Below are 11,627 nucleotides of genomic sequence, written 5' to 3'. Positions count from 1 at the left end.
GCGCTATGGCATCAAGTTTTTCTTCTGTTTCTATCTTTCGATATTTATCTTTGTCTTTTTGAAAACTCGAACTTCAAAACTTTTTCTAGATAGTTTGATTGTTAAACTTGCTGGTTAACCAATTTTAAAACATCTTATTAACCAATAACAAACATTTGGTAAAAATCGTGTCTACGAATAATAAAAACAAAAACGTCTTACAAGAAACCCTAATAGTACTTTTTTACTTCTTTTTAATTGCACTGGTGGTAACAGCGGTATCGGCCTGTGGAAGTAGCAGTCAGAGTAATTCTCCTTCTCAACCTGTCGCTGTACCTGACTCTCAAGGTGGTGGAGAAACCCTGCCGGAAGAACAAGAAGACTTTACCCTTGTGTCTGAAGTTATACTCAGTGCCACGGGCGCCGCAAGCGCGAGCGAAACCTACGCATCAATAGAAAGCGTGTTTGGAGAAGGCAGCATAGAAGCACCCGACTTGTTCGCTGGCGATCATACTTCTACGCCCCATATTTTAGAGGAAACCGATAGCGTTGTAGGCCCCCACTTTGTGTTTTTAGCCCACCGTGATGACGACTTCAACAAAGGTGAACAGTCTGATCGCCAACGCAACGAAATAAAAACTTATGATAAAAGCGATGACGAAGTTCTCGGGTTTGAAGGGGAAACCATGCAGTTTGAATGGTATTTCTATGTCGCCAGCGATATGTCTTTAACCAGCAAGTTTAGCCACTTCTTCCAGCTCAAGGCGCGAAACGACAGTGAAGACAATAGTAATGGTAACGACGATCAGCCCGTCATAACCCTTTCTGCTGTCGAAAAAGACAGCTCCGGTAAAGAACTCCAAGTAAGGCACAGCGTAGGGTTTAACTCTGACGGTTCTCGCACCAGCGATGCCTATTTGGTCCGAGCAAACTGGAGCGATATCGCCGATGAGTGGGTTAAGGTATTTGTGCAAGCAACCTTTGCCGAAGAAGGCCACTTTATCATGCAGATAACCCGCGTTAGTGACGGCGCAACTGTCATAGATATTAATGAGACAAATATAGATATGTGGCGAGGTGTGTCTGACGAGGATTTTATCCGCCCCAAGTGGGGTATCTACCGCTCTACCGCTGAAACAGATAAATTACGCCAGCAAGAAGAACGAGTGAAGTTTGCCGATTTCGTTATTAGAAAAGGTACGCTTTGATTTGCAATTAAAGCTACTCAAACGATATTTTCATTTTAAGGGACATTTAAGGTAGTAAACAGGCGTCTATACGAGCTATTTAAAAAAAAGCGGTAAGCAATGCTTGGATTAACTTACCGCACTCAATTAACTTTGACAGTGTGTTTTTAAAACTATCACGTTGGAAGGCGCTATTATGCGCCTTCCAAACACTGCTTAACCTATTTAACAGCTAGTACATTCACCGACTCTGGCGCGGGATACATCATGCTGAAAGTCGGCGCAATGTCACCCGAGGCTGAATTTAAAATGTTATCGAAGCGAAGGATCATACCGTTTGATTTTTCCGCTACATAAACATGACCATTGCTGAGCATTAGATCTACTGGGTTACCCAACATCGAACTAGGACCTGCGATATTAACCGAGACATCAGTTAAGCCATCTGCATTGCCAGCACCAGGAATGACATAAAGTTTGCCGTCTGTTGCATCTGCAGCGCTACCAACGTCAGAGATAACAAGGCTATCGCTTTGGCTATCGTAGTCTATACCATGAATGTTTGTTGGCGCCTCAAATGCAGCACCGCCGCTAGCTGGTACGATTAATCTATCCTCACCGGTAATAACGGTCTCACCACTTTGCAGCCTGCGCATTACTTCTTCAAAAACTGCCACAGAACCGTTGGTTAATGCTAAATACGCGCTGTCAGTCGATGGGTCGTAATCCACATCCCAAGGGCGAGCCCCGTTAGCGGCTTCAAGTGTTAATAGAGGCGCGACATTACCCGATGCGCATGGCGAAAAAGCTCTTACAGCAGGCGTGTTTTCATTAACATCAGCCACAAATACCACACCGGCTTCAGAAGCAATGTCTAATCCCTTGGGTGCAATCAGCCCGGTTTCGCTACCCATAATCATGTGGTCGTAGCTATCGCTGTACGTCATCCCATCGCGCATAGTTTTCAAGCGATTGATGACTAGTAAGCCGCCTGTTGATGTATCCACATCATCAAAAGTGATAACACCGTCACCACTTGCCGTAAACGCGGCACTTTCAATGCTCATACCTGCGTTAAAAGCGCTCAGTTCACTAGACAATGTAGCGCTGTATTGGGCAACCTCACCTGTTGTCGCCCCTTCTGTTGAAGGGTTACTTGATACCGAGAGCCCCATAATAGGCATAGTCGTTATCCCGTCGTCCGAAGCGTCTTTCATTTCATCTAATTCTTTGAATTCAGCTAAAGACTCCGGCTTCACCGATGGCGTTGATAACGTCGGTGCAATATCACCGCTCTCTCCGTTGAAAATATTTGAGAAAACCAGAATGGCGTCGTTTGATTTTTCTGCCACGCGAAGGTCAGAGCCCGTTAGAATAATATCGACAGGATTACCAAGCTGAGTCGACGCTCCACCGATTATCCTTGTTGGTACAACAGCTCCGTCAGCCGACGAGATATCTTCTAATACAAAAATTTGACCGTCGTCTGCAACTGCTGCATCACCCACATCAGAGACTACCATGCGGTTAGACATAGGCTCATATACAATACCATGAAGGTTAACTGATATTTGATTGCCATCTGCATCAGAAGGCACCACCGAGCGCATTACTGTGGGCGCAAAGCCCGAACCAGCTACGTTGTCGTATACCGCTAACGTACCATCGGTTAGAGCCACAAATAATCTATCGTTTTGTTCGTCGTATGCCAGGTCCCATGGTTTTGCGGAAACCATAATCTCAGCTACAGGCGCAACGTCTCCCGATGCTTGCCCTCCAAAAACGCTTACCTTTTGACCGTTAAAATCAGCTACCATTACTAGGCCAGCATCTTCAGCAAACGCGATACCTTTGGGGTTGACCAGACCTGTTGCTGTACCGGTTATTTCGTTACCCGTATTCATCATGTAATCTGTTTGTGCATCAAAATTACACTGCGTTCTTAAAAGCGGTAAGTCACTGTCACCCGCTTGAATAAGAGAACCTTTATTAGTGAATACGATGCCTTCATTTGCGCCAGTGGTTACCGTACTTAGCGCGTTAGCGTTTTGGTCGACAGCTGTTACGGTATTGCGATTATCGTCACCATTATTGGCAACAAGAAAAGTGGCAGCAGCAAAGCCAGGCGCGCCGTCTTGCCCTGGTGCTCCATCTTGGCCTGGTGCGCCATCAACACCATTTGTGCCATCCAAACCGTCGGTCCCGTCGTCACCATCACAGGCGCTTAAGGCAAAAACCATAGCCGTTGCTAATAATGACAATTTCATTTTTTGTTGCGAAGTTTTATTGAATTCCATCTTCATCTCCATACTTGTTGTTTTTGAAGAGACGCTGTCAACCGCGAATCTTTGCGATAGATACTGCTCACGTCCTATTCAATAAGCCTTACGAGCCACATTTGATATTGGATGCAACAAAAACAAAAAAACCTCAACGCATTGCTGCTATTGAGGTTTTTGGTAGTGTAAGAACTATAGCGAATTAGCGTGGTGGAAAGCCGCCGCCTCCGCCGAAGCCTCCACCTCCAAATCCACCTGGACCGCCCGGACCACCAAAGCCGCCACCGCCCGGAGGCATCATGCCTTTCATCTGGCGCATCATTTTCTTCATTCCGCCGCCAGACATCTTCTTCATCATCTTCTGCATTTGCGTAAACTGTTTAAGTAAACGGTTTACATCTTGAATTTGGGTTCCCGAACCTGCCGCAATACGACGCTTACGTGAACCTTTAATCATATCAGGGCGCGCACGCTCAGCTGGTGTCATTGAATTAATGATGGCTTCCATTTGATTGAACTGCTTGTCGTTCGCCTGATCTTTAATTTTATCAGACATACCGCCCATGCCAGGCAGCTTATCAAGCATTCCCATCATGCCGCCCATGTTCTTCATCTGCTCAAGCTGATCTTTAAAGTCTTGCAGATCAAAGCCTTTACCCTTCTGTACCTTTTTGGCCAGCTTTTCGGCTTTTGATTTATCTACTTTACGCTCAACCTCTTCGATAAGGCTAAGCACGTCACCCATGCCCAAGATACGAGACGCAACACGCTCAGGGTGGAAAGGCTCAAGTGCATCAACCTTCTCCCCCATACCAATAAACTTGATGGGTTTACCGGTAATGTGACGAACCGACAGCGCAGCACCACCTCTTGCGTCACCATCTGCTTTGGTCAGTATTACACCGGTTAGCGGTAGCGCGTCGTTAAACGCCTTTGCCGTATTCGCAGCGTCTTGACCTGTCATGGCATCAACCACGAACAGAGTTTCAATTGGCTTAACAGCAGCGTGAAGCTCTTTAATTTCATCCATCATGTCGTTGTCGACGTGCAAACGACCTGCTGTATCCACTAGCAGTACATCAAAGAAGTTCTTCTTCGCTTCTACGATGGCATCGTTAACGATATCAATGGGCTTTTGTAAAATAGTTGACGGGTGAAAAGCAACATTCACTTCACCAGCAAGGGTTTCAAGCTGCTTGATAGCGGCGGGACGGTATACGTCGGCACTCACTACCATTACTTTCTTTTTCTCGCGCTCTGTTAAGTATTTGGCAAGTTTACCTACAGAGGTGGTTTTACCCGCACCTTGTAGGCCCGCCATAAGAACGACAGCCGGAGGTTGAGTTGCGAGGTTAAGCTTTTCGTTTGCCTCCCCCATCACAGACTCTAGTTCAGACTGTACAATTTTAATAAATACTTGGCCAGGCTTAAGGCTCTTGGTAACTTCGGTACCAACTGCACGCTCTTTTACTTGAGCAACAAACGACTTTACTACTGGAAGCGCGACGTCAGCTTCAAGTAGCGCCATTCGCACTTCGCGTAGCGTTTCTTTAATATTGTCTTCAGTAAGACGCCCTTTACCGCTGACATTTCGTAATGTCTGGCCTAAGCGTTCTGATAAATTCTCAAACATAGTATGAAACTTCTTTTTATTTCAGACGTAATGCCCGCATTGTAACGTAAAAGCGAACGGTAACGTACCCACAATTGCGGTTAAATTTTTAAACTTATGTGCTGGTATCTATTGTTTTTTTGCTGCCATTCTCAGACTCTGGTGCACGGCAAATGTTAAGAAGCAAAAAATTCATGCGCTCTTAATACCCACACTAAAAGTGGGTGTGAAACAAACAAAATCAAGGAGATGGTTGAATTTACTTGCTAGTTGAAGTATCAATACCGACTCAATCGGTGAAGACATCACCTACCTATTACAGGACGCATCATGAACACCCTTTTCGCCATTTCTGCCGCTTTACTCTACGCATTAGCTGCGGCAGTACTTATTGGCAAATTCGTACACCAAGACGGCCCGAATAAGCGATTAGGGCTATCCATCGCTAGTGTTGGGGCAATTGCACATATCGCCTTTCTCACCAAGGTTATTATTGTCGCGCCTGGGCAAGACATGAGTGTTACCAACGTGCTTTCATTAGTGTCGTGGATAATCACTGTTTCCATGCTTATATTTGCCCGCGCCATCCCAAATCTTATTTTACTTCCGGTTGTGTTCGGCTTTGCAAGTCTAACGGTACTCGCCTCACAATTTATTCCCGTGTCGTACATCATGCATATAGAGCTTCAGCCGGGTTTGGTTATCCATATTAGCTTGTCGTTGTTTGCTTACTGCACTTTGGTTATTGCATTCCTATATGCGCTTCAAATGTCCTACATTACTTACCGACTAAAGCAAAAAGGTGCGGCGTTACTCCATTCGTCACTACCTCCTCTAATGTTAGTGGAGAATATATTATTTAAGCTGTTGCTTGCTGGCACCTGCCTATTAACGGTATCGCTGATTAGCGGGTTTGTTTTCTTAGAAGACATGTTCAACAAAACCTACGCACATAAAACAGTGCTTTCCGCTGCTGCGCTTGTGGTTTTTCTTATTCTTCTGATAGGTCAAAAACTAAGAGGATGGCGAGGACGCCAAGTCATTGTGATGACGGTATTAGGTGTTACGCTGTTATCTCTTGCCTATTTTGGTAGCAAGTTGGTACGAGAGTTTCTTCTCTAAATAACGCGAGCTTTAGCCGCCTAGACTATTAACCGCATTGCTAGGTGGCTCTCAGTTTACGCTTAACCTTCTGAGTATTTAGGGTGATATCAACAATTTCCCCTTGAAACTCATCCCTCAAATCAATACATTTGAAGCCTTAGTTTGTATAGGAAAACCTTAATTGGACGACATATCAACGAGTACGCTGTTTATCGCGCTCGGCGTACTCATATTACTATCTGCGTATTTCTCTAGTTCAGAAACAGGCATGATGTCGATAAACCGCTATCGACTCAAGCACTTGCAGGGAGAAGGCAACCGCTCAGCTATGCGTGTTGCTAAGCTTCTAGAACGACCAGACCGCCTTATCGGCCTCATCCTCATCGGTAACAACCTTGTTAACATTGCGGCTTCTTCGCTTGCCACCATACTTTGTATTCGCCTATTTGGTGACTACTGGGGGCTGTTCGCTGCAACCTTTGGCCTAACGCTAGTTCTACTGATTTTTGCAGAAGTCACACCGAAAACGCTGGCGGCACTTTATCCAGAAAAAATAGCCTTCCCTAGTTCTATCATTCTGCTTCCATTACTCACCCTACTTTACCCTTTTGTCGCAGCTATCAACGGTATAACTAACGGCATTCTTGCACTGCTAAAAATTAGCCCTGCAAATGGCAATGATGACTCATTGAGTAGAGAAGAATTGAGAACCGTAGTGTTTGAAGCTGGCGCTATGATCCCTAAACGTCACCAGGACATGTTGGTTAGCATTCTGGATTTAGAAAGCGTCACTGCCGAAGATATCATGGTGCCTCGCGCTGAAATTTTTGCTATCGATATTAATGATGACTGGAAGAAAATTCAAAAAGCACTGACCCATGCACAGCACACCCGAGTGTTGTTATACCGTGATAGTGTTGATGATGCCGTGGGGTTTGTTCACGTGCGTGATGCTCTGCGACTTTTATCAAAAGATCAGTTTACCAAGTCAAGTCTGCTTCGCGCTGTGCGGGAAATTTACTACACCCCTGAATCTACGCCACTGCATACGCTTATGTATAAGTTTCAAGCGGAAAAAGAGCGCATTGCCCTAGTGGTAGACGAATATGGCGATATCATGGGTCTAGTGACGTTGGAAGATATTTTAGAAGAGATTATCGGTGACTTTACGACCAGTATGGTACCCGATCACAGTAAAGAAGCCCACGTACAGCAAGATGGTTCGGTACTTGTTGATGGTAGCGCTAACGTGCGCGAATTAAACCGCGAAATGGACTGGAAATTACCAACCGAAGGACCGAAAACCCTTAACGGCCTATTGCTTGAGTATCTTGAAGATATTCCTGAAAACAAGGTCAGCGTACGTTTAGCAGGTTACCCACTTGAAATTGTGGATATTTCAGAAAGCATGATAAAAACCGTCAGAATTATGCCGGAGTATTATATTGCACCTAAGGAGTCGAACAGCGACCACTAAGCGATGTGGCGCTTGTCGTATTTTCGGCCCTTTCAGTTAGCCTTTTGCTTCATCAGCGAGTCGCTGCGCTCGATTTGCCAGCGCTCTCGCTTTCGCAGCAGCGACTTTATCTGACAACTCAGATAACTTGGCAATAATATCCTGCGTCTCCTCATCTTCACGTAAATCAGCCTCCGCCATATGCGATTGCAATGAACGCTTAAGGAGCTCAGGAATAGATTTGCTGTCCATTTCCCAACCCTTCAGTAGAATAAACTTTGACACTCTCAAAGAGGCTATCGACCGAAGAGAAAGATACTTAACTACTAATTGTTCAGTTTTTGCAAAATTGGGGATGAATTAACTATACGCTTTAGACGCCTTGGTAGTGGGTAATTAAGGTGCCTTTATGCTCGTTCAATGAATACTTGATAACAGCAATTGATGCTGTAGAAAACAAGCTGGTAGTGTAAGACTGGCAAAGTTCATCTACCAGATAGCTAACCAGCGGCATGTGGCTTACCACTAGCAGTTTTTTGATTGGCTTTTTTGAATTAACCGCAGCATGAAGCAGACCGTCAATATAGTCACTTACCAATCGCGGCGAGCCCTCTGGAACAATATCTTCATTACTTTCAACTTTACCCGCTTCAACGTCTAGCGACACCATGTCGAAGGTTTGTTTTGCTCTGCGATAGGGGCTTACAAGAGCTAAATCAACAATACCCTCTGTACAATACTGGTCTTTTAACCACAGAGCTGCCGCCTTGGCCTGTTCTCGGCCTACTGACGTGAGCTGTCTATTTTTGTCATCGAGTCGAGGTGCTTCTGCTTCACCGTGACGCATAATGAAAAGATAAATGTCGTCGTTGCTACTTTGACCTGACATAACATTGCGCATAGTATTAATGAAAGTACGCTAAAGATATCAGAGAGCTGAATCTACGCCTAGCGCTAAACCGTGAATAATGAGAATTCTCGACTATTATTTAAGGTTTTGTGAAGATTATCTTAATAGATGCTCCAGCAGTAAGGTGCTTTTGACCATATATGAGAAAATGTGAATAACTCGATCAAATTAGAAAACGCGCACAACATAACTTTGCCCAACGGCCTGCGTGTTATGCTGTGTCATACGCCTGAGGCAAATGAGTCTTTTGTTTCTATGGCGGTACGGGCAGGACATTTCTACGACCCCAACGATTGTCATGGATTAGCTCACCTTTTAGAACACATGCTTTTCATGGGGAGCCGGCACTTACCCAAACCTAATGCAATAAATGGCTTTATTGAACAGCACGGGGGCAACATAAACGCTTGGACTGGTACCGAATACGCCAACTACCATTTTAATTGTAGTAGTGACGCGATTGCGCAGACCTTACCTGCCTTTGCGGATATGCTTAGACAGCCCTTATTTGAAGAAGAAGCGCTCAACAACGAAATAAAAAACATTCATGCGGAATTTGAGTTTAAGAAAAAAGATGACCTTCGTCGCCTTTACCAAATTCACAAGGAAACCTGTAACCCAAAGCACCCTTTCGCTAAGTTCTCAGTAGGTAACAGCGATACCTTTTCTCAACATGGATGCGCTGCGCTAAAGCAACAACTCAAAGCACTTCATCAAACTTATTATTGTGCAAAAAACATGTGCCTGTGTATTGCTAGCACTATGCCTTTGCCTCAGCTTGAGGCATTAGTGCATCAATGTTTTGCCAGTATGCCGGCAGGACAGTTAGCGTCAGATGACTGGCCAGCACTTTACACCGAAAATGAATTGGGGATACAAATTAACATACATCCGCTACAGTCAGCAAAGCGGATGATAGTGACGTTTGCCCTACCCGCTTTACAAAATGACTATAAAACAAAGCCGTTAAACTATATTAGCCATTTAATTGGCGATGAGGGCGAAGGTAGCTTACTAGCCTACCTTAAAGAAAAGGACTGGGCGCTTAATCTTATTGCCGGTTCGGGTATTGAGGGAGACAAGTTTAAAGACTTCAATGTGAGTTTCCAGCTTACTCAAAACGGATTGGAAAACAAAAACCGTGTATTGGAAGCACTATTTAGCTATATCTCAGTAATCCGAGAGGCATCCCACGAAGATTGGCGCTTTCACGAAAAATCAAAGTTAAATACTCTAGCCCTTGAGTACGAAGAGAATATCAAGCCACTTAGCGTGGTAACAGAATACGCACAGCACCAGTTTATTTTTGGCCAAGACGAATTAGGTAAACTTCGCTCGACCATAGACAGCTATGACAAAAACGTCATTGAACACGCTTTATCCTATTTCACTCCAGACAACATTCGTCTGAAAGTTATTTCGAAAGACGTAAAAACCACACAAGTGTGCGCGTTCTACGAGGCGGAATACAGTGTAGAGAAAATTGATCCCGCACTTTTGCAAAAGCTTGCTTCACCAAAGGCTATTAGTGAATTACAGCTTCCCCCACCCAACCCTTATTTAGCCAACGAATACAGCCTAATATTGCCCGAGACTGGCTTCAATATTCCTAATAAGTTGGTGGATAATGGCGGTTATCGTTTTTGGTTTGCTCAAGACCAGCAGTTCCATAGCCCCAAAGGTGATATTTATATCTCTTTTGACGTAGCGGAATTTTCTGACTCTTTACTAGCTGTTGCTGCAAAACGTATATGGCTTGGGGCGTTAAATGATTACCTGCAGGCGAAATATTATAGAGCCGAAATAGCGGGCCTGCATTATCGTATATACGGACATCAGGCGGGATTTACACTTCACACCCGAGGCTTCACTAATCAACAAACTTTATTGGCCAATCAGCTCCTCGCTGCGGTGCTTGATTTCATACCTGATGAAAAAACCTTCGAGCATCACAAAGCGTTGCAAATTCAAAGCCTACACAATTCGCTGTTAAATAAGCCTACTAACCGCTTATTTTCCCGATTGAGCGTACTTATCCAGCGCAACACTCAGGCGCCAGTAGAGCTATTAGATGTAATAGACAGTATCACCTTCGAGCAAATGCTCAACTGCAGGAGTCGCGCTCTCGGGCATTACTTTATTGAAGCATTTATGCACGGAAACTGGGCTAGCGAAGAGGCAAAAGCCTTTTCAATGAATCTTTATGAGCAGTGCACAAATGCCCGCGGCGGCCCGCTTTCACGGGCTGTATCTAAACTTCCCGTGGGGGGCACGCTTTACCATGAAGTGCTTTGTAAGCACGATGACGCAGCGGTAGTACTCTATCTTCAAGCCCCCTCACCGAGCTTAACCGACACGGCGCTTTGTATGGTACTAGAGCAAATGCTAGCCGCTCCGTTTTTCAATTCTTTGAGAACAGAACAGCAATTAGGTTATATTGTGGGAACTGGCTACGTTCCGCACAACCAGCACCCTGGTATGGCCTTCTACATTCAAAGCCCGCAATGTAGCCCGAAAAATTTGTTAGATGCTATGACAGAATTTCTGTTTCAGCAGCTAAATGAAATTGAGTTCTATCGCTTCTACTGGCCGACGATTCAACAAAATTTAATAAAACAGCTAGAAGAACGAGACCTAACGCTATCCATGAAATCTCAGCGACTATGGGTGAGTTTAGGTACACAAGACTTAGGGTTTAATAGAAACGTTAAATTAGCAGAGCGAGTGAAAGAGCTAAGTTTTGAAGAGATCCAAGATTTTGCGCACCAGCTCGCTAAGCGCGAACGCTGTGGAGAGCTTGTCCTGTTTTCAAAAGGAAAGTTTGAAGCAATTCCAACTCAAGAGAAGCGTACAATAAATAGTATTTCCCACTTCAAGCAAGAGATACCGTACTACTGACCACAATGCCACTGAGTATAGCGCCCTAATGAAGGTTAGTTTAGCGCCTTAATTAAGCGGAAAGTCTGCCGCCTTTATTGTATGAAAGACTTCAAATTTGTCTGTAATACTCCCTCTTCTGTCAGCATTTTACAGAAAACAGATGCTAACCTGCGATTTAAACGTCAAGTTTTTGACTAATATGTCGATAAATAGACACCGG

At 44.6% G+C, this 11,627-nt stretch carries 8 protein-coding genes; 4 read left to right on the top strand and 4 right to left on the bottom strand.

The window, feature by feature from the left end:
- Positions 1–167: 167 nt before the first annotated feature.
- The gene (locus tag ACYX4M_RS12935; RefSeq protein ID WP_476080407.1) at positions 168–1,187 is read left to right on the top strand and encodes a heparin lyase I family protein; all 1,020 of its coding nucleotides are present in this window, start codon (positions 168–170) and stop codon (positions 1,185–1,187) included.
- A 200-nt stretch (positions 1,188–1,387) separates the two neighbouring features.
- Here the strand turns inward: ACYX4M_RS12935 and ACYX4M_RS12930 are convergent, their stop codons facing one another.
- Positions 1,388–3,463 carry a YncE family protein gene (locus tag ACYX4M_RS12930; RefSeq protein ID WP_476080406.1) on the bottom strand — a complete coding sequence of 692 codons (2,076 nt, stop codon included), beginning with the start codon at positions 3,461–3,463 and terminating at the stop codon, positions 1,388–1,390.
- 184 nt (positions 3,464–3,647) lie between these two features.
- Entirely contained in the window at positions 3,648–5,078 is a 1,431-nt protein-coding gene (gene ffh, locus ACYX4M_RS12925; protein WP_476080405.1) for a signal recognition particle protein, read from the bottom strand.
- 309 nt (positions 5,079–5,387) lie between these two features.
- Here ffh and ACYX4M_RS12920 point away from each other — a divergent pair, with 309 nt between their 5' ends.
- Both ACYX4M_RS12920 and ACYX4M_RS12915 read left to right on the top strand, forming a co-directional pair.
- Positions 5,388–6,179 carry a cytochrome C assembly family protein gene (locus ACYX4M_RS12920; RefSeq protein ID WP_476080404.1) on the top strand — a complete coding sequence of 264 codons (792 nt, stop codon included), beginning with the start codon at positions 5,388–5,390 and terminating at the stop codon, positions 6,177–6,179.
- A 163-nt stretch (positions 6,180–6,342) separates the two neighbouring features.
- Positions 6,343–7,638, top strand: coding sequence for an HlyC/CorC family transporter (locus ACYX4M_RS12915; RefSeq protein WP_476080403.1), 1,296 nt, complete (start codon positions 6,343–6,345; stop codon positions 7,636–7,638).
- Positions 7,639–7,674: 36 nt separating this feature from the next.
- Here ACYX4M_RS12915 and ACYX4M_RS12910 read toward each other — a convergent pair whose 3' ends face one another.
- Both ACYX4M_RS12910 and sixA read right to left on the bottom strand, forming a co-directional pair.
- Positions 7,675–7,869: a hypothetical protein gene (locus ACYX4M_RS12910; protein ID WP_014997798.1), complete on the bottom strand. Its 195-nt coding sequence runs from the start codon at positions 7,867–7,869 to the stop codon at positions 7,675–7,677.
- Between the two features lie 121 nt (positions 7,870–7,990).
- A complete protein-coding gene (sixA, locus tag ACYX4M_RS12905; protein ID WP_476080402.1) occupies positions 7,991–8,506 on the bottom strand; it encodes a phosphohistidine phosphatase SixA in 516 nt (171 codons plus the stop codon).
- 171 nt (positions 8,507–8,677) lie between these two features.
- Here sixA and ACYX4M_RS12900 point away from each other — a divergent pair, with 171 nt between their 5' ends.
- Positions 8,678–11,425: an insulinase family protein gene (locus ACYX4M_RS12900; RefSeq protein ID WP_476080401.1), complete on the top strand. Its 2,748-nt coding sequence runs from the start codon at positions 8,678–8,680 to the stop codon at positions 11,423–11,425.
- The last annotated feature ends 202 nt before the right edge of the window (positions 11,426–11,627 follow it).

The organism is Alteromonas sp. ABV4_150, from assembly GCF_056311745.1.
The sequence above is the reverse complement of the archived record's forward strand: the minus strand, read 5'-3'. Positions and strand labels throughout refer to the sequence as shown.

Excerpts from the sequence above, each read along its gene's own strand:
- ACYX4M_RS12930 (WP_476080406.1), bottom strand. The coding sequence starts at position 3,463 with ATGGAATTCAATAAAACTTCGCAACAAAAAATGAAATTGTCATTATTA.
- sixA (WP_476080402.1), bottom strand. The coding sequence starts at position 8,506 with ATGTCAGGTCAAAGTAGCAACGACGACATTTATCTTTTCATTATGCGT.
- ffh (WP_476080405.1), bottom strand. The coding sequence starts at position 5,078 with ATGTTTGAGAATTTATCAGAACGCTTAGGCCAGACATTACGAAATGTC.
- ACYX4M_RS12910 (WP_014997798.1), bottom strand. The coding sequence starts at position 7,869 with ATGGACAGCAAATCTATTCCTGAGCTCCTTAAGCGTTCATTGCAATCG.
- ACYX4M_RS12920 (WP_476080404.1), top strand. The coding sequence starts at position 5,388 with ATGAACACCCTTTTCGCCATTTCTGCCGCTTTACTCTACGCATTAGCT.